The 23369-nt window shown below is 71.2% G+C and carries 23 protein-coding genes; 15 read left to right on the top strand and 8 right to left on the bottom strand.

Annotated features, from left to right (window positions below):
- Nucleotides 1-102: 102 nt before the first annotated feature.
- From atpA to AB0L95_RS10955, 5 genes are all read left to right on the top strand, one after another.
- Entirely contained in the window at nucleotides 103-1695 is a 1593-nt protein-coding gene (gene atpA, locus AB0L95_RS10935; protein ID WP_365160212.1) for a F0F1 ATP synthase subunit alpha, read from the top strand.
- Nucleotides 1696-1716: 21 nt separating this feature from the next.
- Complete coding sequence (locus AB0L95_RS10940; RefSeq protein WP_365160215.1) at nucleotides 1717-2628, top strand: F0F1 ATP synthase subunit gamma; 912 nt, start codon at nucleotides 1717-1719, stop codon at nucleotides 2626-2628.
- A gap of 2 nt (nucleotides 2629-2630) precedes the next feature.
- Nucleotides 2631-4067, top strand: a complete 1437-nt coding sequence (atpD, locus tag AB0L95_RS10945; protein WP_365160217.1) for a F0F1 ATP synthase subunit beta — start codon at nucleotides 2631-2633, stop codon at nucleotides 4065-4067.
- Nucleotides 4068-4198: 131 nt separating this feature from the next.
- Nucleotides 4199-4573, top strand: a complete 375-nt coding sequence (locus AB0L95_RS10950) for a F0F1 ATP synthase subunit epsilon (RefSeq protein WP_365160220.1) — start codon at nucleotides 4199-4201, stop codon at nucleotides 4571-4573.
- 129 nt (nucleotides 4574-4702) lie between these two features.
- Complete coding sequence (locus AB0L95_RS10955; RefSeq protein WP_365160223.1) at nucleotides 4703-5149, top strand: DUF2550 domain-containing protein; 447 nt, start codon at nucleotides 4703-4705, stop codon at nucleotides 5147-5149.
- An 80-nt stretch (nucleotides 5150-5229) separates the two neighbouring features.
- Here AB0L95_RS10955 and AB0L95_RS10960 read toward each other — a convergent pair whose 3' ends face one another.
- The 3 genes from AB0L95_RS10960 to AB0L95_RS10970 form a co-directional block, all read right to left on the bottom strand.
- Nucleotides 5230-7065 (bottom strand): glycoside hydrolase family 18 chitinase, encoded by a 1836-nt coding sequence (locus AB0L95_RS10960; RefSeq protein ID WP_365160226.1) that lies wholly within the window; start codon nucleotides 7063-7065, stop codon nucleotides 5230-5232.
- A gap of 157 nt (nucleotides 7066-7222) precedes the next feature.
- Entirely contained in the window at nucleotides 7223-7864 is a 642-nt protein-coding gene (locus tag AB0L95_RS10965; RefSeq protein WP_365160229.1) for a response regulator transcription factor, read from the bottom strand.
- Nucleotides 7861-9027: a histidine kinase gene (locus tag AB0L95_RS10970; protein ID WP_365160232.1), complete on the bottom strand. Its 1167-nt coding sequence runs from the start codon at nucleotides 9025-9027 to the stop codon at nucleotides 7861-7863. The genes AB0L95_RS10965 and AB0L95_RS10970 overlap by 4 nt, the downstream gene beginning before the upstream one ends.
- A 156-nt stretch (nucleotides 9028-9183) precedes the next feature.
- Here AB0L95_RS10970 and AB0L95_RS10975 point away from each other — a divergent pair, with 156 nt between their 5' ends.
- The 5 genes from AB0L95_RS10975 to AB0L95_RS10995 are packed head-to-tail and all read left to right on the top strand — an operon-like array spanning nucleotide 9184 to nucleotide 12640.
- Nucleotides 9184-9765 carry a hypothetical protein gene (locus AB0L95_RS10975; RefSeq protein ID WP_365160235.1) on the top strand — a complete coding sequence of 194 codons (582 nt, stop codon included), beginning with the start codon at nucleotides 9184-9186 and terminating at the stop codon, nucleotides 9763-9765.
- 10 nt (nucleotides 9766-9775) lie between these two features.
- Entirely contained in the window at nucleotides 9776-10474 is a 699-nt protein-coding gene (locus AB0L95_RS10980) for a response regulator transcription factor (RefSeq protein ID WP_365160238.1), read from the top strand.
- Nucleotides 10471-11934 carry a HAMP domain-containing sensor histidine kinase gene (locus AB0L95_RS10985; RefSeq protein ID WP_365160241.1) on the top strand — a complete coding sequence of 488 codons (1464 nt, stop codon included), beginning with the start codon at nucleotides 10471-10473 and terminating at the stop codon, nucleotides 11932-11934. Before AB0L95_RS10980 ends, AB0L95_RS10985 begins: the two co-directional genes overlap by 4 nt.
- Nucleotides 11935-11984: 50 nt before the next feature.
- Complete coding sequence (locus tag AB0L95_RS10990) at nucleotides 11985-12401, top strand: hypothetical protein (protein WP_365160244.1); 417 nt, start codon at nucleotides 11985-11987, stop codon at nucleotides 12399-12401.
- Entirely contained in the window at nucleotides 12401-12640 is a 240-nt protein-coding gene (locus AB0L95_RS10995; RefSeq protein ID WP_365160247.1) for a hypothetical protein, read from the top strand. Before AB0L95_RS10990 ends, AB0L95_RS10995 begins: the two co-directional genes overlap by 1 nt.
- Nucleotides 12641-12717: 77 nt before the next feature.
- Here AB0L95_RS10995 and AB0L95_RS11000 read toward each other — a convergent pair whose 3' ends face one another.
- Nucleotides 12718-13290, bottom strand: coding sequence for a cob(I)yrinic acid a,c-diamide adenosyltransferase (locus AB0L95_RS11000; RefSeq protein WP_365160250.1), 573 nt, complete (start codon nucleotides 13288-13290; stop codon nucleotides 12718-12720).
- 269 nt (nucleotides 13291-13559) lie between these two features.
- Between AB0L95_RS11000 and AB0L95_RS11005 the strand changes: the two genes are divergently transcribed.
- From AB0L95_RS11005 to AB0L95_RS11015, 3 genes are all read left to right on the top strand, one after another.
- The gene (locus AB0L95_RS11005; RefSeq protein ID WP_365160253.1) at nucleotides 13560-14408 is read left to right on the top strand and encodes a 3-hydroxyacyl-CoA dehydrogenase family protein; all 849 of its coding nucleotides are present in this window, start codon (nucleotides 13560-13562) and stop codon (nucleotides 14406-14408) included.
- Between the two features lie 151 nt (nucleotides 14409-14559).
- Nucleotides 14560-14883, top strand: coding sequence for an STAS domain-containing protein (locus AB0L95_RS11010; RefSeq protein WP_311697334.1), 324 nt, complete (start codon nucleotides 14560-14562; stop codon nucleotides 14881-14883).
- A gap of 245 nt (nucleotides 14884-15128) precedes the next feature.
- Nucleotides 15129-17861 carry an ATP-binding protein gene (locus AB0L95_RS11015; RefSeq protein ID WP_365160257.1) on the top strand — a complete coding sequence of 911 codons (2733 nt, stop codon included), beginning with the start codon at nucleotides 15129-15131 and terminating at the stop codon, nucleotides 17859-17861.
- A 92-nt stretch (nucleotides 17862-17953) separates the two neighbouring features.
- Here the strand turns inward: AB0L95_RS11015 and nucS are convergent, their stop codons facing one another.
- Nucleotides 17954-18625, bottom strand: a complete 672-nt coding sequence (gene nucS, locus AB0L95_RS11020) for an endonuclease NucS (protein ID WP_365160260.1) — start codon at nucleotides 18623-18625, stop codon at nucleotides 17954-17956.
- A 291-nt stretch (nucleotides 18626-18916) separates the two neighbouring features.
- On the opposite strand from nucS, the gene AB0L95_RS11025 reads away from it, so the two are divergent.
- Entirely contained in the window at nucleotides 18917-19309 is a 393-nt protein-coding gene (locus AB0L95_RS11025) for an SCO5389 family protein (RefSeq protein WP_059130027.1), read from the top strand.
- Nucleotides 19310-19436: 127 nt separating this feature from the next.
- Here AB0L95_RS11025 and AB0L95_RS11030 read toward each other — a convergent pair whose 3' ends face one another.
- The gene (locus AB0L95_RS11030; RefSeq protein ID WP_365160264.1) at nucleotides 19437-20465 is read right to left on the bottom strand and encodes an LLM class flavin-dependent oxidoreductase; all 1029 of its coding nucleotides are present in this window, start codon (nucleotides 20463-20465) and stop codon (nucleotides 19437-19439) included.
- Nucleotides 20466-20685: 220 nt separating this feature from the next.
- On the opposite strand from AB0L95_RS11030, the gene AB0L95_RS11035 reads away from it, so the two are divergent.
- Nucleotides 20686-21018, top strand: a complete 333-nt coding sequence (locus tag AB0L95_RS11035) for an ATP/GTP-binding protein (protein WP_365160267.1) — start codon at nucleotides 20686-20688, stop codon at nucleotides 21016-21018.
- Nucleotides 21019-21025: 7 nt separating this feature from the next.
- Here the strand turns inward: AB0L95_RS11035 and AB0L95_RS11040 are convergent, their stop codons facing one another.
- Both AB0L95_RS11040 and AB0L95_RS11045 read right to left on the bottom strand, forming a co-directional pair.
- Complete coding sequence (locus AB0L95_RS11040; protein ID WP_365160270.1) at nucleotides 21026-21895, bottom strand: ABC transporter permease subunit; 870 nt, start codon at nucleotides 21893-21895, stop codon at nucleotides 21026-21028.
- Complete coding sequence (locus AB0L95_RS11045) at nucleotides 21892-23238, bottom strand: ABC transporter ATP-binding protein (protein WP_365160273.1); 1347 nt, start codon at nucleotides 23236-23238, stop codon at nucleotides 21892-21894. The genes AB0L95_RS11040 and AB0L95_RS11045 overlap by 4 nt, the downstream gene beginning before the upstream one ends.
- Between the last annotated feature and the right edge of the window lie 131 nt (nucleotides 23239-23369).

Consider the following 23369-nt stretch of genomic DNA (forward strand, 5'->3'; position numbering starts at 1 on the left):
CGCAGTACTACGGCCCGCGTTGGGCCGTGCAGAGGATTCCTGGGGGTCGCCCCCAGACCCCCACAGAAACTTCGGGCCCAACAAGGAGAGCAGGGAACCCAGATGGCGGAGCTCACGATCCGGCCGGAGGAGATCCGGGACGCGCTGGAGAACTTTGTCCAGTCGTACAAGCCGGACGCGGCCTCGCGCGAGGAGGTCGGTACGGTCACCCTTGCCGGCGACGGCATCGCGAAGGTCGAGGGCCTGCCCTCGGCCATGGCCAACGAACTGCTGAAGTTCGAGGACGGCACCCTCGGCCTCGCCCTCAACCTCGAGGAGCGCGAGATCGGTGCCATCGTCCTCGGTGAGTTCAGCGGCATCGAGGAGGGCCAGCCGGTGCACCGCACCGGTGAGGTGCTCTCGGTCGCGGTCGGCGAGGGCTACCTCGGCCGTGTCGTCGACCCCCTCGGCAACCCGATCGACGGCCTCGGCGAGATCGAGACGTCCGGCCGCCGCGCCCTTGAGCTGCAGGCCCCCACGGTCATGCAGCGCAAGTCGGTGCACGAGCCGATGGAGACCGGCTACAAGGCCGTCGACGCGATGACCCCGGTCGGCCGCGGTCAGCGTCAGCTGATCATCGGTGACCGCCAGACCGGCAAGACCGCCCTGGCCGTCGACACGATCATCAACCAGCGCGACAACTGGCGCACCGGCGACCCGAAGAAGCAGGTCCGCTGCGTCTACGTCGCCATCGGCCAGAAGGGCTCCACCATCGCGTCCGTGCGCGGCGCCCTGGAGGACGCCGGCGCGCTGGAGTACACGACCATCGTCGCCGCCCCGGCGTCCGACCCGGCCGGCTTCAAGTACCTGGCGCCGTACACCGGTTCGGCCATCGGTCAGCAGTGGATGTACGAGGGCAAGCACGTCCTCATCATCTTCGACGACCTCTCGAAGCAGGCCGACGCCTACCGCGCCGTGTCCCTGCTGCTGCGCCGCCCGCCGGGCCGTGAGGCCTACCCGGGTGACGTCTTCTACCTGCACTCCCGTCTGCTGGAGCGCTGCGCCAAGCTCTCCGACGACATGGGTGCCGGCTCGATGACCGGTCTGCCGATCGTCGAGACCAAGGCCAACGACGTCTCGGCGTTCATCCCGACCAACGTCATCTCCATCACCGACGGCCAGTGCTTCCTGGAGTCCGACCTGTTCAACGCCGGCCAGCGCCCGGCTCTGAACGTCGGTATCTCGGTCTCGCGTGTCGGTGGCTCCGCCCAGCACAAGGCGATGCGCCAGGTCTCCGGCCGTCTGCGCGTGGACCTCGCCCAGTTCCGTGAGCTGGAGGCGTTCGCCGCCTTCGGTTCCGACCTGGACGCCGCGTCGAAGGCGCAGCTGGAGCGCGGTCAGCGCATGGTCGAGCTGCTGAAGCAGGCGCAGTACCAGCCGATGGCCACCGAGGACCAGGTCGTCTCCATCTGGGCCGGCACCAACGGCCGTATGGACGAAGTTCCGGTCGTCGACATCCGCCGCTTCGAGCGTGAGCTCCTGGACTTCCTGCACCGCAAGCACCAGGGCCTCATGACCTCCATCAAGGAGGGCGCCAAGATGTCGGACGACACCATCCAGGCGATCGACGACGCCGTCGCCGAGTTCAAGAAGCAGTTCGAGACCTCGGACGGCAAGCTGCTCGGCGAGGACGTTCCTGCCGCTGCCGCCAAGTGACGTAAGGAAGGGACCTGACTCATGGGAGCCCAGCTCCGGGTCTACAAGCGTCGCATCCGATCCGTCAGCGCGACCAAGAAGATCACGAAGGCGATGGAGATGATCGCCGCCTCGCGCGTCGTCAAGGCGCAGCGCAAGGTGGCGGCCTCCACGCCGTACGCGACCGAGCTCACCCGCGCGGTCACGGCGGTCGGTACCGGTTCGAACACCAAGCACCCGCTGACCACGCAGGCCGAGACGGTGACCCGGTCCGCGGTACTGCTTCTGACGAGCGACCGCGGTCTGGCCGGTGCCTTCAACTCCAACGCGATCAAGGCGGCGGAGCAGCTGACCGAGCGGCTGGAGCGCGAGGGCAAGCAGGTCGTCACGTACATCGTCGGCCGTCGCGGTGTCGCGCACTACAACTTCCGTGAGCGCAGGATCGCGGAGTCGTGGACGGGCTTCACGGACGAGCCGACGTACGCGGACGCCAAGAAGGTCGCGGCGCCGCTGATCGAGGCCATCGAGAAGGAGACGGCGGACGGCGGCGTGGACGAACTCCACATCGTCTACACCGAGTTCGTCTCGATGATGACGCAGACGGCGGTCGACGCCCGCCTGCTGCCGCTCAGCCTCGAAGAGGTGGCCGAGGAAGCGCCCAAGGGCGAGATCCTGCCGCTCTACGAGTTCGAGCCGTCGGCGGAGGACGTCCTCGACGCCCTGCTGCCGCGCTATGTGGAGAGCCGTATCTACAACGCGCTGCTCCAGTCGGCCGCTTCGAAGCACGCCGCCACGCGGCGCGCGATGAAGTCGGCCACCGACAACGCCGGGGATCTCATCGAGAACCTCACCCGGCTTGCCAACGCGGCCCGCCAGGCCGAAATCACCCAGGAAATCAGCGAGATCGTCGGTGGCGCGAGCGCACTGGCCGACGCGACCGCGGGGAGTGACTGAACATGACCACCACTGTTGAGACGGCCACGGCGACGGGCCGCGTCGCGCGGGTCATCGGCCCGGTCGTCGACGTGGAGTTCCCCGTCGACGCGATGCCGGACATGTACAACGCCCTTCACGTCGACGTGGCCGACCCGGCCAACGCCGGCCAGAAGAAGACGCTGACCCTGGAGGTCGCCCAGCACCTGGGTGACGGCCTGGTCCGCGCGATCTCGATGCAGCCCACCGACGGTCTGGTCCGCCAGTCCCCGGTCACCGACACCGGCACGGGCATCACCGTCCCGGTCGGCGACTTCACCAAGGGCAAGGTGTTCAACACCATCGGTGACGTCCTGAACTCGGACGAGAAGTACGAGGGCGAGCGCTGGTCCATCCACCGCAAGGCCCCGAACTTCGACCAGCTCGAGTCCAAGACCGAGATGTTCGAGACCGGTGTCAAGGTCATCGACCTGCTGACCCCGTACGTCAAGGGCGGCAAGATCGGTCTGTTCGGCGGTGCCGGCGTCGGCAAGACGGTGCTCATCCAGGAGATGATCTACCGTGTCGCCAACAACCACGACGGTGTCTCCGTGTTCGCCGGTGTCGGCGAGCGCACCCGTGAGGGCAACGACCTGATCGAGGAGATGTCCGACTCGGGCGTCATCGACAAGACCGCCCTGGTCTTCGGCCAGATGGACGAGCCCCCGGGCACCCGTCTGCGCGTGGCCCTCGCGGGCCTGACGATGGCGGAGTACTTCCGCGACGTCCAGAAGCAGGACGTGCTGTTCTTCATCGACAACATCTTCCGCTTCACGCAGGCCGGCTCCGAGGTCTCCACGCTGCTCGGCCGTATGCCGTCCGCGGTGGGTTACCAGCCGAACCTGGCCGACGAGATGGGTCTCCTCCAGGAGCGCATCACCTCGACCCGCGGTCACTCGATCACCTCGATGCAGGCGATCTACGTCCCCGCCGACGACCTGACCGACCCGGCCCCGGCCACCACCTTCGCCCACCTCGACGCGACGACGGTTCTGTCCCGTCCGATCTCGGAGAAGGGCATCTACCCGGCCGTGGACCCGCTGGACTCCACGTCCCGGATCCTGGACCCGCGCTACATCGCGCAGGACCACTACGACGCCGCCATGCGCGTCAAGACGATCCTGCAGAAGTACAAGGACCTCCAGGACATCATCGCGATCCTCGGTATCGACGAGCTGGGCGAGGAGGACAAGCTCGTCGTCCACCGTGCCCGTCGGGTGGAGCGCTTCCTGTCCCAGAACACCCACGTCGCCAAGCAGTTCACCGGCGTGGACGGCTCGGACGTGCCGCTCGAGGAGTCGATCGCGGCGTTCAACGCGATCTGCGACGGCGAGTACGACCACTTCCCGGAGCAGGCGTTCTTCATGTGCGGCGGTATCGACGACCTGAAGAAGAACGCGAAGGAGCTGGGCGTCTCCTGACCCCGTGCTCGTGACAGAGGGGGACGAGACCGACCCGGACCCCGGGCCGCGTCCCGTCCCCCTCCGTACGCCTACTAGAATTCATCCCAACACCCGGCAGTCCCGCCGGGTGGTGACCCGAGGAGCCTCTCTTGGCTGCTGAGCTGCACGTCGAGCTGGTCGCCGCCGACCGCCAGGTCTGGTCCGGCGAGGCCACCCTGGTCGTCGCGCGCACCACGTCCGGCGACATCGGCGTCATGCCCGGTCACCAGCCGCTGCTCGGTGTGCTGGAGTCGGGCCCGGTGACCATCCGTACGAGTGATGGTGGAACGGTCGTCGCCGCGGTGCACGGCGGTTTCATCTCGTTCGCGGACAACAAGCTGTCCCTGCTGGCCGAGATCGCCGAGCTGTCGGACGAGATCGATGTCCAGCGCGCGGAGCGGGCCCTGGAGCGGGCGAAGACGGAGGCGGACGCCTCCGCCGAGCGCCGCGCGGAGGTCCGACTGCGTGCGGTGTCGTCGCACTGACACAGCACGCTGTGCAAAGACATGACTCAGCCGCGGCTGGGACCGGAGCGATCCGGACCCAGCCGCGGCTGAGGCGAATCCGGGCGTTTTTTCCGTTCCGTTACCTAGGAGACGAGGAGGTCGGTGTCGATGGTCCTCGCTCTGAGCGCGTGCGGATTGGTCGTGGCAGTCGTGGTGGTGGGGCTGTTCGTCTTCGGCCTCAGGCGCCGCATCATCCAGCGCTCCGGCGGCACCTTCGACTGCAGCCTGCGGTGGAACGTCCCGGAGGAAACGGACACCAGCGGCAAGGGCTGGGGCTACGGCATCGCCCGCTACAACGGCGACCGCGTCGAATGGTTCCGGGTCTTCTCCTACGCGCCGCGCCCGCGCCGGGTGCTGGAGCGCTCGGCGATCGAGGTGGCCGGCCGGCGTGCCCCGGAGGGCGAGGAGGAGCTGGCGCTGCTCTCCGACGCGGTGATCCTCGCCTGCCACCATCGGGGGATCCGTCTCGAACTGGCGATGAGCGAGGACGCGCTGACCGGGTTCCTGGCCTGGCTGGAAGCGGCACCTCCCGGCCAACGGGTGAACGTGGCGTAGCCGCGTTCACCCGTTGAGCGGGGGTGCCCCCGGACGGAGTCCGGGGGCACATCAATGTGGCCTGACCCCTTCGAGAAGGGTTACGACAGGCCGTTGCTCAGGGCGCTCACCAGCTCACCGTTGCCGGTGTCACCGCTGAACTCCCAGAAGAAGGCGCCGCCCAGGCCCTGGGACTTGGCCCACGCCATCTTGGAGCCGATGGTGGCCGGGGTGTCGTAGGACCACCAGTTGCTGCCGCAGTGCGCGTACGCCGTACCGGCGACGGTGCCGGTGGCGGGGCAGGACGTCTTGAGCACCTTGTAGTCCTCGATGCCCTGCTCATAGGTGCCGGCCGCCGGGCCCGTGGCCGTGCCGCCCGGGGCGTCCTGGGTGACGCCGGTCCAGCCGCGGCCGTAGAAGCCGATGCCGACCAGGAGCTTGGCGGCGGGCACGCCGCTCGCCTTGTACTTGGCGATCGCGTCGGCCGTGGTGAAGCCGGCGTGCGGGATCCCGCTGTACGAGGTGAGCGGGGAGTGCGGGGCCGTGGGGCCCTGGGCGTCCCAGGCGCCGAAGAAGTCGTACGTCATCACGTTGTACCAGTTGATGTACTGCGACGCCCCGGCGTAGTCGGCCGCCTCGATCTTGCCGCCGGAGGAGCCGTCGGCGGTGACCGCCGCGGTGACCAGGGCGGAGGAGCCGAACTTGGCGCGCAGCGCGGCCATCACGTTCTTGAAGGCCGCGGCCCCGCTGGTGTCACAGGACAGGCCGCAGGCGTTCGGGTACTCCCAGTCGATGTCGATGCCGTCGAAGACATCGGCCCAGCGCGGGTCGTGCACGAGGTCGTAGCAGGACTGGGCGAAGCCCGCCGGGTCCTTGGCGGCGTCCGCGAAGCCGCCGGACCAGGTCCAGCCGCCGAAGGACCACAGCACCTTGAGGTTCGGGTACTTCGCCTTCAGCTCGCGCAGCTGGTTGAAGTTGCCGCGCAGGGGCTGGTCCCAGGTGTCGGCGACGCCGCTGACGGACTGGTCGGCGGTGAACGCCTTGTCGTAGTCGGCGTAGGAGTCGCCGATCGCGCACTTGCCGCCGGTGACGTTGCCGAAGGCGTAGTTGATGTGGGTGATCTTCGCGGCGGAACCGGAGGTCACCAGGTTCTTGACGTTGTAGTTGCGGCCGTAGATGCCCCACTCGGTGAAGTAGCCGAGCTTGACCGCGGAGCCGTTCGTCGGGGGCGGGTTGGTGCCGCCGCCGGTGGTGTGCACGGAGACCGCGCCGCTGACCGGGCCGGTCTGGTCGGCGGTGTCCCGGGCCTGGACGGTGTACGCGTAGTCGGTGCCGGCGGTCAGACCGGTGTCCGTGTACGAGGTCGTCGTCACGGTGGCGACCTTGGCGCCGTCGCGCAGCACGTCGTAGTTCTTGACGCCCTTGTCGTCCGTGGCCGCCGCCCACGACAGTTTCACGGAGGTATCGGTGACGCCGGACGCGGTGGGGGTGCCCGGTGCGGAGGGCGGGTTGTCGCCGGGGAGGGTGCCGCCGTCACAACTTCCGCCGTTCAGCTTGCAGTTGGCGGGGGCGCCGGAGCCCGCGCCGTTGAAGCCGAAGGAGACGGAGGCGCCCGGGGCGAGGGTGCCGTTGTAGGACTTGTTCTTGGCGGTCCAGTGAGTGCCGGAGCTGGTGACGTCCGCGTCCCAGGCGGAGGTCACGGACGTGCCGGAGGGGAAGTCCCACTCGATCGTCCATGCGCTGATCGTGGCGGTCCCGGTGTTCTTGACGGTCCACTTGCCCTCGAAGCCGGTGCCCCAGTCCTGGGTCTTGGCGTAGGTGGCGGTGGCCGACGCGGCGTCCGCCGCGGCCGGGGCGGGGCTTGCGAGGCCGACCAGTCCGGCCAGCGGGAGCAACAGGGTGGCGAACCCTGCCGCGGCTCGGTGTCTGAAGCGCATGCGCGCCTCCCTATGTCGATGTGCGCCGCAGGGGCGCCACAGCGGGAGTCGTGGGCATGACTGAGCCTCCAGCCCACGGTGCGGCGAGAATAGAAAGGTCTGGACCATAGGTCAATAGGTCTGGACCAGTGCGCAGGCGGGAGTTTGACGACAGGGCCTAGATCCCCAACTCCTGGGCGAGGACGGCCGCTTGGACCCGGCTACGCAACCGGAGCTTGTGGAGGAGCCGGCTCACATGGGTCTTCACGGTGGCTTCCGCCATGTCGAGCCGGGCCGCGATCTCCGCGTTCGACAGCCCCTCGCCCAGACACGACAGCACCTCCCGCTCGCGACGGGTGAGCGCGTCCACCACGGCAGCGTCGGCCCGCGGTTCCCGCACCGGCCCCGCGGCGAACTCCGCGATCAGCCGGCGGGTCACGGCCGGCGCGATCAGCCCCTCCCCGCGCGCCACCGTACGGACCGCCTCCACCAGATCCGCGGCCTCCGCGTTCTTCAGCAGGAACCCGGAGGCTCCGGCCCGCAGCGCCCCGAACACATACGCGTCGAGGTCGAAGGTCGTCAGCACCAGGACGTCGGCGAGCCCCTCGCCGACCACCTGCCGGGTCGCCGACACCCCGTCCAGACGCGGCATCTGCACATCCATCAGCACCAGATCCGGCCGCAGCTCCCGGGCGAGCGCCACCGCCTCCTCGCCGTCCGCCGCCTCCCCGACCACCTCGACACCGGGCGCACCGCGCAGGATGAGCACCAGCCCGGCGCGTACGGCGGACTGGTCCTCGGCGACGAGCACACGGATCACGAGGGGTCTCCTTGGGTGAGGGGCAGGACGGCGCGCACGGCCCACAGCGCGCCGTCCGGACCGGCGTCGAACGTACCGCCGAGCAGCGCGGCCCGCTCCCGCATTCCGACGAGCCCGGACCCGGACCCGGGCGCGCGCGGCCCGTCCGGCCGGCCGCAGGGACTGGTCACCCGGACGGCGAGGGCATCGTCGTCCTGGGCGAGGTATACCGTGACGCGGCCCGGGCCGGCGTGCTTGAGGGCGTTGGTCAGCGACTCCTGCACGATCCGGTACGCGGCCAGCTCCACCGGCGCGGGCACCTGCCCGCACCGCGCGTCGAGCGTCACGTCGAGCCCGTTGGTGCGCGCGTTCTCCACCATGGCGCCGAGCCCGTCGAGGGTGGGGGTCGCGGCCGGCGCCCGGTCGTCCGCGCGCAGGATGCCGATCAGCTGCCGCATCTCGGCGAGACCCGCCACGCTGTTCTCCCGGATGACGCCGAGCGCGTCCCGGGAGGTCTCCGGGTCGTCGAGGGAGAGCGCCGCCGTGGAGTGGATGGCGATCGCGGAGAGATGGTTGGCGACCATGTCGTGCAACTCCCTGGCCACCCGCGCCCGTTCGTCGACCACCGCCTGGGCGCGGTCCATCTCGGCGAGCAGCGCGGTCTGTTCGGCGCGCAGCCGGGCCGCCTCGGCGGCGTCGCGGTGGTCGCGTACCACCCAGCCGGTGGCGGCGGGCGCGAGGGTGACCACCCCGACCCCCACGCCGATCAGCAGCCCCCGCGGGTCGCGCCACAGGGCCAGCGGCAGGACCCCGCCGATCACCGTGAGCAGCCCCGTGATCCAGGGCAGCCGCCGGGCGGAGGCCTGGGTGCCGTAGAGGACGGCCGCGTACATCAGATCCGTGAACATCACGACGGTGGCCACGTTTCCCCGGGTCACCGTGTCGACGCACGCCGCGGCCGTGCCGATCAGCAGGGCGGCCTTCGGGCGGGTGCGGCGCAGCAGTTCGCAGCCGGCCGTGACGACGAGCGGCACCAGCAGCACCCATCGCGCCGGCCACAGCACCACCGGGTCGGAGATCCCGCGCGGGCTGAGCCCGACGGCCCACAACAGCAGTCCGCCGAGCAGTCCGCCCACCGCGATACGCACATCGTCACGGTGGGGGCGGGGGAGTCGCGGGGCCATGACTCCATCCAACAGGGCGCCCGGACCGTGCGCGTGCGTCCCCGGGAGGGTCCTCGACTGCATCTTTCGATGTACCCGCACCTCGTCACCACCGACGACGCCCCGGCCACGAACCGCCGGGAGCCTGGAAGGAACGGGGATCGAGAGGAGCGAACCGTGGTCGTCGGGTTGATCGTGGCGTGCGAGGCCGGGTTCTGGGTGCTGCTGGCGGCCGGCCTGGCCGTCCGTTATCTGCTCAGGTGGCGCCGTACGAGCGTGGCGCTGCTGCTGGGCGAACCGCTGCTGGAGGTCGTGCTGTTCGTGGCGACGGCCGTCGATCTGAAGAACGGCGCCGAGCCAGGCTGGGAGCACGGCCTCGCGGCGCTGTACATCGGCTTCACCGTGGCGTACGGCCATCACACGATCCGTCGGCTGGACGGCCACGCCGCACACCGCCTGGCCGGTGCCCCGCGCCCGCCGAAACCGCCCCGCCACGGGACGGCGCGCGCCCGGTACGAGGGCCGGCTGTGGCTGCGCACCCTGCTGGCCGCGGCGGTGGCCGCCGCCCTGCTCCAGGCGGCGGTCTGGTACGTGGGCGACCCGGACGCCGTCGGCCCGCTGAGGTCCTGGCAGTGGACGGCGCTGCGGATCACCGCCATCCATGGGCTGATCGCCCTGTCGTATCTGCTCTGGCCCAAGAAGGCACCGGCCGCCGATGCCACCCGTTCGGAGGAGGGTCGTACCCTGTCCGGACGATGAGGAGGGGCGCATGAGCCATCCGGCACGCCTTGGGGGCGTCCTGGTCGTGGACGACGACGCGGCCATCCGGCGTTCCCTGGAACGCGGGCTGCGGCTGAGCGGCTTCGCGGTCCGCACCGCCGGCAGCGGGGCCGAGGCGCTCGCCGCGATCGGCGACGCCCCGCCCGACGTGCTCGTCCTCGACGTGTCGATGCCCGGCATGAGCGGCATCGAGGTGTGCACCCGGCTCCGCGACGAAGGCCAGGACCTGCCCGTCCTCATGCTCTCCGCGCTCGACGAGACCGCCGACCGTATCGCCGGCCTCCAGGCGGGTGGCGACGACTACCTGGTCAAGCCGTTCGCCCTCCAGGAACTCGTGCTGCGGCTGCACGCGCTGCTGCGCCGCAGACCGCCGGCCGGCCGTGCGCTGCTGCGGGTCGCGGACCTGGTGATCGACCCGGCGGCGCGCACCGCCGAACGGGCCGGCCGGCCACTGGAGCTGACCCGGCGTGAGTTCGAACTCCTGGAGGCGCTCGCCCGCAACGCGGGCCTGGTCCTCACCCGGGACCAGCTCCTGGACCGGGTGTGGGGCTACGACTTCGATGTGCGCACCGACGCCGTCGACACCTTCGTCAGCTATCTGCGGCGCAAGCTGGAGGCGGACGGCGGCACACGGCTCGTGCACACCGTGCGAGGGGTGGGCTTCGTCCTGCGGGGGGAGCCGTCATGAGACTGTCCACCCGCATCGGACTGGCCGTGGGACTCACCGTCCCGCTGCTCGTGCTCGCCTCCGGCTGGCTGCTGCTGCGGCTGGTCGCGCAGGACCTGCGCCACGAGGAGGACGAGCATCTGCGCCAGCGGGCCGCCGCCGTGGCCCCGGACGCGCGCTCCCTGCTCCGGGCGGCCGCCGCCGGCCGGCCCCGCGCGGCCGACACCAGGGAACGACAGCTCTACAGCGCCGCGCTCGACGTCGGCGTCCGTGTCGTCGGATCCACGGCGGCCTTCAGCGGCGGGCCCCAGCCCGATGCCTCGGTCGCCCTGCCCGCGCGGTCCGCCGGACCGGTCACCGTGCGGGACGCCGGGCACAGCTGGCGGGCCCTGGCCGTGCCGATCCGGGGCCCCCGCGCCACCGGCACCCTCTGGGTGTTCCGGCCCGACACGGCCGACCGCACCCAACTCCGGCTCGTGCGGCGCCGGGTGGTCCTGACCGCCCTGCTCGCCGCCCCGCTGTCCGGCCTGCTCGCCTGGGGCGTCGCCACCGGTGCCACCGGCCCGCTGCGCCGTCTCGGCCGCCGCGCCGCGGGCCTCGACCCGCGGACCAGCGCCGCCCGGCTGGACCACGAGCCGACCGGCGTGCGGGAGGTCGACGACCTCGCGGCCACCCTGCGGACGGTCCTCGCCCGCTACGACGAACAGGCCGCCCGCACCGCCGAGGCCCTGGAGACCGCCCGCTCCTTCTCCGCCGCCGCCTCGCACGAACTGCGCACCCCGCTGATGAGCCTGGGTACCAACCTGGACATCCTCACCGACCATCCCGCCCTGCCCGAGCCCGACCGCACGGAGGTCCTCGCCGATCTGCGCAGCGAGCACGCCCGCCTCCTCGGTCTGCTGATGATGCTGCGGGAACTGGGGCGCGGCGATCTGGTGGAGGCGGAGGCGTTCGGGACCGTGGACGTGGCGGAGACAGCGGACGCGGCGGTCGCCGAGGCCCGGCGCCGCGCTCCCGGGGCCCGCGTCACGCTGCGGGCCGAGCCGGGGCTCACCGTGCCCGGCTGGGAGCCCGGACTGCGGCTGCTGCTGGACAATCTGCTCGTCAACGCGCTGGCGCACGGACGGGATCCGCAGGGGCGGGCGACCGTGGCCGTCGGGGTGGCCGGGAACGGCGCCGAGGCCGTGATCACGGTGGACGACCAGGGGCCCGGCATTCCGCCCGGGGCCCGCGGGTGGATCTTCGAACGGTTCCGACGGGGACCGGACAGCGCGGGCTCCGGTCTCGGCCTGACCCTGGTCGCCCAGCAGACGGCCCTGCACCGGGGGAGTGTCACGGTGACAGACGGGCCGGACGGCGTCGGGGCGCGGTTCGAGGTACGGCTGCCGAGGGCGGGCGGGGCCCTGCCCGAGCGACGCGACTGGCTGATCGGAACAGCCGGGGCAAACCGGTCACAGAGTTCCCACAAAGACGCTTCATAGCCTCCGCTGCGACGGACGGACGACAGGCCCGTCCGGGAACGGAGGCGACGATGAACGTACGACGACGGCAGCGCACCCTGCTCGCGGGGCTCGCCACGGCCGCACTGCTGGTGAGCGGGACCGGGGCGGCGGTGGCCGCCACCCCGGCTGCTTCCGCCCCGACCGCGCCCGCGCCGACCGGCGACGGGGCGCAGGCGCTGTGCAAGCGGGTGCCGAAGATCGACCGGCGGATCGAGCGGGCGCTCAAGCGGCTCGACGGGGACGCGCGCGTCCGCGGGTCGGTCGCGCGGCTCCAGCAGCGCGTGGACAACGCGAACAAGGCGGGCCACACCGAGATCGCCACCTATCTCCAGCACCGGCTGGACTTCCGCAAGTCCCTGGTGCCGACGCTGGAGCAGCGGCAGAAGGATCTCGCGGGGGTCAAGAGCTGGTGCTCGGCCCACGGGAACGGAAAGGCGGCGAGCTGATGCGGGGACGCCGGATGCTGCGGCTCGCGGCCCCCGCGGTGGTCCTGCTCGTGGGCCTCACCGCGGGCTGCGCACAGAATCACGGCACGGCTGCCCCGCCCGCCTCGTCCACCACGCCTTCCGGTTCCGCGGACACCGGGCAGGGCACGGTGCAGGACATGCAGAAGAAGGTGGACGCCGCGCAGTCGGCGCTCACCGCGGCGGACCAGGACGCCGCACAGGGCGACGGCGACCGCTGAGCGGGGGATACGCCGGCCGGTGCGCGCCTACGCCCGATGGGGGCACCGGCCGGTGTGCCCCTGTCGGCGGGCGCCGGTCAGCGCTCCCCGCCCGGGACCCACAGCACGTCCCCGGTCTCCTTGTTGGCGTAGCGGGCCAGAATGAACAGCAGGTCCGACAGCCGGTTGAGATAGGTCGCGGTGAGCGGGTTCATCACCTCGGCATGGACCTCCAGCGCGGCCCAGGTGGAGCGCTCCGCCCGCCGCACGACCGTGCAGGCCTGGTGCAGCAGGGCCGCGCCCGGGGTGCCGCCGGGCAGGATGAACGAGCGCAGCTTCTCCAGTTCGGCGAGGAAGCGGTCGCAGTCCGACTCCAGCCGGTCGACATAGAATTGTTCGACCCTCAGGGGCGGGAACTCCGGGTTCTCCGTGACCGGCGTCGACAGGTCCGCGCCCACGTCGAACAGGTCGTTCTGGACACGGGTGAGGACCTTGACGACCTCCGCGTCGAGGCCGCCCAGCGCGACCGCGGTGCCGATGACCGCGTTCGCCTCGTTGGCGTCCGCGTAGGCGGCGATGCGCAGATCGGTCTTCGGTACCCGGCTCATGTCCCCGAGATGAGTGGTGCCCTTGTCGCCGGTCCGCGTGTAGATGCGCGTCAGATTGACCATGCGACCAGCGTAGTGAGACCACGGCCGGGCGGAACACCCATATGCCCGTCGTCACCGCCGGTCGGAGCACCCGGGCGCACCGGTCGGGGACGTCCCGCCACAGGGCGCGCAGGGCTCACGTACGCCGTCCGGCGGCGGAATGATTCGTGCCGGTGTGAAGTCCGTCATGTGAGACGTGACGCGCGTTACTAACCGGTCACACAGCGCCTTCAGAGCGCTAGGGTCCGGCCGAGAGCCTTATACGGACAGCGCGTCAGGGGAGTCGCACAGTGGCACGGAAGCTTGCCGTCATCGGAGCCGGACTCATGGGATCCGGCATTGCCCAGGTATCGGCCCAGGCCGGTTGGGACGTCGTCCTGCGTGACGTCACGGACGAGGCACTGACGCGCGGCACGGACGCCATCAAGGCCTCCTACGACAAGTTCGTGAGCAAGGGCAAGCTGGAGGCGCACGACGCGGACGCGGCGCTCGCCCGCATCACGACGACCACCGATCTGGACGCCGCCGCCGACGCGGACATCGTCGTCGAGGCCGTCTTCGAGAAGCTGGAAGTCAAGCACGAGATCTTCCGGACGCTCGACAAGCTCGTACGCGAGGACGCCGTGCTGGCGTCCAACACCTCCGCCATCCCGATCACCAAGATCGCGGCGGCCACCGAGCACCCGGAGCGGGTCGTCGGTGTGCACTTCTTCTCCCCGGTGCCGATGATGCAGCTCGTCGAACTGGTCCGCGGCTACAAGACCAGCGACCGGACCCTGGCCACCGCGCGCGAGTTCGCCGAGTCCGTCGGCAAGACCTGCATCGTCGTCAACCGCGATGTCGCGGGCTTTGTGACGACCCGTCTCATCTCGGCGCTGGTCGTCGAGGCGACCAAGCTGTACGAGTCCGGCGTGGCCACCGCCGAGGACATCGACCTCGCCTGCAAGCTGGGCTTCGGCCACGCCATGGGACCGCTGGCCACGGCCGACCTCACGGGCGTCGACATCCTGCTGCACGCCACGAGCAACATCTACACCGAGTCCCAGGACGAGAAGTTCGCTCCGCCGGAGCTGATGCGCCGGATGGTTGACGCCGGTGACTTCGGGCGCAAGACCGGGCAGGGCTTCTACACGTACTGAATCCGCACGTACTCCTGAGGTATCACCTCATCGAGTGCATTCGGTATCGGTTCGCTTACAGACGGCAACCTGATGGCGCTCGGCGCAGTCAGAAGTTGCACAAGCACAACCACAACACGGAGTACGGGCGACGCACTCTCGGGGAGCGCATATGCACATCAGGGGCGACCACGCCGAGCTGGTCGTCGGGGGCCGCCTCGACGTCCGCAGCGCGGCGGACGCCCGTACGGTCCTGCACTCGGCCGTCGACGACGGGATCGGCGACCTGGTGCTCGACCTGTCCGAACTGGACTCCTGGGACGCCACGGGCCTCGGGGTGATCATGGGGGTCCACCGGCGGGCCGGGCGATGCGGCCGGCGGCTGGTGCTGCGTGCCGTCCCGCCGCAGATGCAGCGCCTGCTGGTGGCCACCCGGTTGCACCGGATCCTGGCCATCGAGGGCGGTATCGGCGTGGAGTCGCTCCCCGGGGTGTGAGTGCCCGGCGCGCGGCGTCACGGGAGCGAACACCGACGAAACGCACGTCGCGCGCAATCCTCACGAGACTGTGATGTCTCGGACGGCGCGGCACCCCGGCTTGTCAGAGATACTGTGCGAAGGTTTAGGGTTCGGCTGCCCGCCGCCCGCATCCCTCGTACGGGCACCGGACCAGAAGCGACAGCGCAGTGTGCGGCAAGGCCGGGAGGGGCTCAGCACACGACGCTTTTGGGGGGCTTGGACCTATGGACCCGAACCAGCCGGGACCCGAGGAGTACGGCCACGACGGCGCCCATGCCACACCGCGCCAGCGCCCGCCACGGGACCCCGTGACAGCCGACTTCGTACAGCCGACACCGGCACTCGCCCGCACAGTACAGCTCGTGGCGGGTGACTTCCTGGTCACCGTCAACCCCGTCGACGGCAGCGAGATAGAGGTGTGCCCGCCCGGGCAGCGGCCCGAGCCGCCGGCCGGGTACACCGCCGCCGAGCGGGCCGAGAGGGCCCGCGCCGCGAAGCCGCCGGTACCGCCCGGCCCGGCCCGGCCGCAGCCGCCCCTGCTGAAGCGTCAGGAGGAGCGGGAGCGGCTGGTACGGCTCCTCGCGCGCGGCCGCTCGGTCCGGCTCACCGGGCCGTCCGGATCCGGCCGCACCGCGCTCCTGGACCTCGTCGCGGAGGACTGCACGGACCTCGCCCCCGACGGCGTGATCCGCCTGACCGGCTGCCGGCGCACCACGAGCGACCTGCTGTACGAACTCTTCGCCGCCGTCTACGACGCGCCCCTGGTCCGTCCGGGCCGGGAGGAGCTGACGCGGTACCTCCAGGACATCGGCGCCGTGGTCGTCCTGGACGACCTGGAGTTCGGCGGCAGTGCGCTCGACGAACTGCTCGACGCGACACCCGAGTGCGCCTTCCTGCTCGCCGCCACACCCGAGGTGCCCGCGCCCTCGGCCGACTCGCGCGTGGAGGAGGTCTTCCTCGGCGGACTCGACCGCCCCGGCAGCCTGGAACTCCTGGAGCGCGCCGTCGGCCGCGACCTCACCGAGGAGGAGGCCAACTGGGCGGGCGACCTGTGGTTCGAGTCCGAGGGACTGCCGCTGCGCTTCATGCAGGCCGGGGCGCTGCTGCGGCAGCGGGACCGGCAGCGGGCCGAGGAGGACGCCGTCGACGAGTTCGGCGTCTTCCGGAACGTCCCCGAACAGCCCGGCGGCCCCGCGCCCCGCGACGCCGCCGAGGGTCCCGAGGCACCCCTGCCGTCGCTCGCCGAGGCCGCGGCGGCCGCGCCGCTGCTCGCCTCCCGGCTGAGCGCGTCGGCGCGCGAGACGCTCAAGTTCGCGGTCGCGCTGGGCGGTGAGGTGCCCCACCAGACGCATCTGCCGGCCCTCGTGGACGACACCCACGCGGATGCGGCGCTCGCCGAGCTGGCCGACTGCGCGCTGGTCTCCCAGGCCGGCTCCCGCTACCGTCTCGCGGCCGGGGTGACCGCCCAGCTGGAGGCCGCCGGGTACGCGACCGGGGCGGAGGAGTACGCGCTCAAGGCCGCCCAGCACTACTCCTGGTGGGCCGGACACCCCTCCGTCACCCCGGCGCGGGTCGTGGCCGAGGCCGACGCCCTGCTGGCCGCGCTGACCGTCCTGGTGCCGCTCGCCTCCCGGGGGCCGATATCCCCCGAGCAGGCGGGGAACGCGACCTCGCCCGGAGAGGACGAGGAGGAGATCCCCGCCGTGCGGCTGGCCCGTCAGGCGGCGCCCGCGTTCGCCGCGGGGCTCGACTGGGGGGCCTGGGAGCGGGCGCTGCGCTTCGGCGCGGAGGCGTCCCGGCTCGCCGGTTCGGTCGGCGAACAGTCCTACTTCCAGCATGAGTTGGGCATACTCGCGCTCTGCGCGGGGCAGGTCGACCGGGCCCGCGCCGAACTCGAGGCGTCCATCGGACTGCGCGGCGCCCTCGCCGACAAGCGCGGCACGATCGCCGGACGGCGTGCCCTCGCCCTGGTCTCCGACCGCGCGGACACGGCGCCGCTCGCCCCCGGCATCGCCGCGAGCGAGGAGGCGCCGGACGCGCGACAGGAGGGCCCGGCCTCCCCGCCCGGTGGTGTTCCGACCGCCTTCGGTCCGGCCGCGCCGACCGGGGACACGGCGACGCTCATCACATACCAGGCGACGACCGCGCCTGCGCCCCGGTCCGGTGGCCTTCGCGGTGTGGTGCAGGGCACCCGGCGTAATCTGGTCGCCGCGGGCGCGGGGGCGGCCCTGGTCGCCGTGCTCGGCACCGTGGTGACCCTCGGCATGACCGACAACCACAGCGACACCCCGTCCGGAAACGTCCGCGTGGGCCCCTCGGCGAGCCAGGGCCCGAACGACGACAGCATCGGCGCGGACAAGGCGGGCGGCGGTGACTCGGGCGGCGTGGGCGTCGCGAGCCGCCCGACCGACCCCGGCAAGGACGGCCTCCTCGGCACCTCGGACGACCCGACACCGCCGGGGAGCACCCAGTCGCCGCACAGCGGCCCGCCGTCCGACGGCGGCACGTCCTCGGGCACGTCCAAGTCGCCCAGGCCGTCGGGGTCGTCCAGCGCGTCGCACGGCGGCGGTACGACCGGCGGCACCACGGGCGGGACCAGCGGGGGCACCACGGGCGGCACTACGGGTGGGACGACCGGCGGTACCAACGGCGGTACGACCGGCGGCACCACGGGCGGGACCAGCGGTGGCACGACCGGCGGTACGACGGGTGGGACGACCGGCGGCACTGACGGCGGTACGACGGGTGGGACGACCGGCGGCACTGACGGCGGTACGACGGGTGGGACGACCGGCGGCACCACGGGAGGCACCGACGGCGGCACCACAGGTGGGACGACCGGCGGCACGATGACGCCGACGTCCAGCATCTCGGCGAGCGGCCCGACGCCCAGCAGCACCGCGGGCACATCCGCCCCCGCGTCCTCCGGTCCCTCCGGGTCGGCGCGGCTCGCCTGACCGCTGCCCCAGAAGTCCGACGGCCGGGGCCGAGCCCGTGTGGAACGGGTTCGGCCCCGGCCGCGTAGGCCGCCGGATCCGGAACAGCAGGCTCAGAACAGCCGCAGTTTGTCGTCCTCGATGCCCCGCATCGCGTCGTAGTCCAGGATCGCGCAGTTGATGCCGCGGTCCGTCGCGAGCACGCGGGCCTGGGGCTTGATCTCCTGGGCCGCGAAGACGCCGCGGACCGGCGCGAGGTGCGGGTCGCGGTTCAGGAGTTCCAGGTAGCGCGTGAGCTGCTCCACCCCGTCGATCTCGCCGCGCCGCTTGATCTCGACCGCGACGGTCCCGCCCTCGGCGTCCCGGCACAGGATGTCCACCGGGCCGATCGCCGTCATGTACTCGCGGCGGATGAGCGTGTAGCCCTCGCCGAGGGTCTCGATGCGGTCGGCGAGCAGCTCCTGCAGATGCGCTTCCACGCCGTCCTTGATCAGGCCGGGGTCCACGCCCAGTTCGTGCGAGGAGTCATGGAGGATTTCCTCCATCGTGATGATCAGTTTTTCGCCCGTCTTGTTGATGACGGTCCAGACGCCTTCCTCGTCGCCCGTCCCCTCCTTGAGCGTGCAGGGCGGCGACATCCAGTTGAGGGGCTTGTAGGCCCGGTCGTCCGCGTGGATCGAGACGCTGCCGTCCGCCTTCACCAGGATCAGACGGGGTGCGGAGGGGAGGTGGGCGGTGAGCCGACCCGCGTAGTCGACTGAGCACCGGGCAATGACGAGACGCATGGTCGGCAACGCTACTCGACCTCACCGCCCCGACGCGATTCGCCCTCCTCGGTCCCCCTGCGGACCGGACTCCCCGCATCCTCCGTTTCACCCGGGATGCCCCCGTTCGCCAATGGCTGGTTGTGTGCCTAATGAGAGTCGGCTCTGTGTGCATTCTCCTGGTGCGGTCACCGTCCGTTGCTTACCGTAGTAAACGGGAGGTCGCGCAGTGTGTACGTAGCGTGTTCGATAGTGCGAACTCCCTTCCCTGTCCGTAAACCCCTGTTGTCTCGGGGTGCGAGAGGAGTACCCATGTCGCTCGACGTCTCACCGGCCCTGCTCGAACAGGCCGAGCGAGGCGAGGTCGACGAAGCCGATTTCGTCGACTGCGTCCGGACCTCCCTGCCCTATGCGTGGGAGATGATCAGCTCCCTGGTGGCCCAGCTGAAGGTGGACGGCGGCGAGTTCGCCGACAACCAGACGCCCCCGCCGGACGAGCAGGCACGTGGACAGCTGCTGCGTGCGCTTGCGAGTGACGCGATACGCGGCGCCCTGCAGCGGCACTTCGGAGTGCGCCTGGCCTTCCAGAACTGCCACCGGGTGGCGGTGTTCCCGCTGGACTCCTCAGTGGACGACACGTTGGCTCGCTTCACCTCGGTCCGCAATCAACTGCTCAACCAGTCGCCGGAACTGCGCGACTGCTGAGCCACATGAAGCCGTAAGGCTTGCCGCTCGGTACGCGGGAGGTGCATCTGTACCGGAGCGGCAAGCTCCCGCCGGGCCCGGGTGACGGGCCCGGCCCGGTGGGCCCAAAGCCGTGGACACGAAGCTCTCAGCGGAGCTGAGGCAGCACCTCGGCACCCAGCCTGCGCACGTTCTCCTCCGTCGCCGCGAGGTCCCCGGAGCCTTCGAGCAGCAGGGCGAAGCGGTTGATGCCCGTCCGCTCGGAGGTCGCCGTCAGACGGTCGGCGCACAGTCGAGGCGTGCCCACCGGGTGCAGTCCGCAGAGCAGTTCGGTGTACGCCAGCGGGTCCCGCATGCTCCGGGCCCGGCCGTCGACCGTCACATGAGCGTCGAGACCCTGTTTCAGCCAGCCTGGCATCGCCTTCGTCAGCGTCTCGACCGCGTCGGTGCGGCGGTCGGCGATCTGGCAGACGCCGGCCGAGACATGACCGGCCCGGGCGATGGCGTCCCCGTCGATCCCGGCCGCGCGGGCGCAACTCCGCCACAGCGCCACCATGTCCGCCTTCTCCTCGTCCCCGACATGCATCCCGAGGAGCATCGGCAGCCCCCGCTCGGCCGCCAGCCTCACACTCGCGGGTGAGGTGCAGGCGACGACGACCTCGGGACCCTCGGTGTCGGTGAGCGACTCGGACGGGCGTGGGACGACCGGGACTTCACGGAAGGTGAATCGTTCCCCCACGGCGGAGACGGACGGTTCGCGCAGCCAGCGCACCAGCAGATCGAGTGATTCGGGGAAGTCCGTCTCGTACGCCCGCAGCCCCGCACCGAACACCTCCAGGTCCACCCAGGGGCCGCCGCGCCCCACCCCGAGGGAGAAGCGCCCGCCCGTGGTGAGGTGCAGCAGCGCGGCCTGCTCGCCGAGCGCCACCGGGTGGGATGTGGGCAGAACGCTGACCGCCGTACCGACCCGGATCCGTCGGGTGCGGCCCAGCAGGAGGGCCGCCAGGGTGATCGCGGAGGGGCATGTGCCGTACGGCACGAAGTGGTGCTCGGCCAGCCACACCGCGTCGAGGCCCGCCTCCTCGGCCACTTCGGCCGACCGCACCGCACGGTGCAGTGCCTCCCCCTGTCCCTGGCCCGGAAACTGGGCGGCCAGTACAAAACTTCCTACGTGCATGGCATTTCCTGCTTTCCTGGCTCCGACACGGAGCTCCCCCACCCGGCATAACTGCCTGACATGTGCCGAAGTCACGGCCTCACGGAGAGATTTGCGGATTGTCTGCAGAATCGGCCCGTGGGAGGGGGTTCTGTCAGGGTTGGATACGCACGCGTACCCCCGCAGAGCCCGCGTAGGCTGGATGCGGCCCCTGCTCCCCGATGACTCCGTGAGGTGTTCCGTGTCGCCGCGTCGTAACCGTCCCAAGGGCTCAGGCTCGTCCGGCCGGAGCGCGGAGGACGACGAGCAGCCCCGCTACGGCGGCCGGCAGAGCACCGAGAGCTGGCGCGGCGAGGAGTGGAGCGTGCGCCACGTGGCGGGCGCCGCGGCCGAGGGCAAGACCTACCGCTGCCCGGGCTGCGACCAGGTGATCCCCTCCGGCGTCCCGCATGTGGTGGCCTGGCCCGAGCACGCGGGCGTGGACGACCGCCGGCACTGGCACCGGGCCTGCTGGAACGCGAAGGACCGCCGCACCACGCGGGTGCAGCGGTCCCGTAACGCGCCGAGGTACTGAGGACTGACTACACGTCCCGCTGCTCCAGCAGCAGATAGGCGCCCGCGAAGGCGACGGCGGTCACCCCCGCCATGATCCACAGCGGGTCCCAGCCGGACGGGCCCGACGAGGTCAGGGAGTTGGAGTAGAAGACGCTGAGCTGATTCGGGATCGAGTACTCGAACAGGGCCTTGCGCACGCTGTCGAGCGAGTCCGAGAACATGAACAGCGCGATGACCAGCGGGGCCAGCACAAGGCCGATCATGATGGTGATGGCGCCCGCCGAGTGCCGGATGACCGAGCCCATGGCGAGCGAGAGCATGCCGAGCAGCGCAAGGTAGAGCGAGATCCCGAGCGTGCCCTTCAGCCACTCGCCGCCGGAGGGCGTCCGGGCGCCGTCGAGCAGGGCCACATCGGCGAAGGCGACGAGGCCGACGGAGACCAGGCTGACGGTGAAGGCGACCGCGAAGAACACCACCGCCTTCGCGGCCAGCACCCGCCCACGGGAGGGGCAGGCGACCATCGTGGTGCGGATCATGCCGGTGCCGTACTCCGAGGCCGTGGTCAGCACGCCGAGCGTGATGAGGCACATGCTGCCCAGCAGCAGCCCGAAGACGCCGAAGGACAGCGGGTTCTGCCCGCTCAGCTCGCCCGTCCGGGAGTTGGCGGCCACCAGCGCGGCGACCAGCAGACCGATGCCGACGACGAGCAGGACGAACACGCCCAGCGTCCACATCGTGGAGCGCACCGACCTGATCTTCGTCCACTCCGAGGAGATGGTGTGCCCGAGGTTGGTGCGCACCACGGGAATCGGCGAGGTGTAGGTGGGATACGCGGAGCCGGAGGCCGTCTGCCAGGCGGGCGGGGCCTGCGGCATCGGGGTCTGGGGCGTGCTCATCGGGCGTCCTCGGACTTGGTCAGGTCGGCGGCAGGGGCAGAGGCGGGGGCAGAGGCAGGGGCAGAGGCGGGGGCAGAGGCAGGGGCAGAGGCGGGCGCCGGGGGAGCGGCCGCCGCCGGCTGCGCGGGCGGCGGCTGGGGTGCGGAGGCCTCGGGCGTCGCGGGAGCCGTGGGGGCGGGTGCGGCGGCCGGGGCCGGTGCCTGGTCCTGCGGGGACGGCTCAGCGTAGGGGTTCGGCTGCCCGTCCGCGACGGGCGCGCCCGGGCCGCCGTAGGGCCCCGCGGGCGGCTGGCCGGGCAGCGCGAACGGCTGCCCGCCCTGCTGGGGCGACGGCGGGGCGTACCAGCCCGGCTGGCCCTGTCCCGGCACCGGCACCGGCGGCTGGACGCCGGGCGGCAGCGGCTGCATCAGGCCGGCCTTCTGGTCGATCGTCGAGCGGTAGTCGACCGCGGCCTGCGTCATCCGCATGTACGCCTCTTCCAGCGATGCCTGGTGCGGCGACAGCTCCCACAGGCGTACGTCACTTTCGTGCGCGATGTCGCTGATGCGCGGCAGCGGCAGCCCGGTGATCCGCAGCGCTCCGTCCTGCTCGGGCAGCACATGGCCGCCCGCCTCGGTGAGCGCGGAAGTCAGCTTCTCGCGCTGCTGCGGCTCGGTGTCGGGCGTGCGCACCCGCGCGAAGTCGGCGGAGTTGGCCGAGATGAAGTCCTTGACGCTCATGTCGGCGAGCAGCTGCCCGCGTCCGATCACGATCAGGTGGTCGGCGGTGAGTGCCATCTCACTCATCAGATGGGAGGAGACGAAGACCGTACGGCCCTCCGCCGCGAGCGCCTTCATCAGATTGCGCACCCAGAGGATGCCCTCGGGGTCGAGGCCGTTGACCGGCTCGTCGAACAGCAGCACCTGAGGGTCGCCGAGGAGCGCGGCGGCGATGCCGAGACGCTGGCCCATGCCGAGCGAGAAGCCCTTGGACCGCCTCCTGGCCACGTCCTGGAGGCCGACGACGCCGAGCACCTCGTCGACGCGGCGGGCCGGGATACCGGACAGCTGGGCGAGGCTGAGCAGGTGGTTGCGGGCGGACCGGCCGCCGTGCACGGCCTTGGCGTCGAGCAGTGCGCCGACCTGGCGGGCGGCGTTCGGCAGCCGACGGTACGGGTAGCCGCCGATCGTCACCTGCCCCGCGGTCGGGTTGTCCAGGCCGAGGATCATCCGCATGGTCGTCGACTTGCCCGAGCCGTTGGGCCCGAGGAAGCCGGTGACGGCACCGGGCCTCACCTGGAAGGAAAGGTTGTACACGGCCGTCTTGTCGCCGTAGCGCTTCGTCAGGCCGACTGCCTCGATCATGCTCCGCACCCATCAAAAGGTTCAGGACGTCGGGGCCCACACTGCCCCCGTAAGGGTTAGGAGGATATCGGGGCGCTGACGGTTCCGCTCAAGAGAATGTAAAACCTCGCAGGTCACCGTGGTGTGACGGA

Source organism: Streptomyces sp. NPDC052036, assembly GCF_040680495.1.
Classification (GTDB): Bacteria; Actinomycetota; Actinomycetes; order Streptomycetales; family Streptomycetaceae; genus Streptomyces.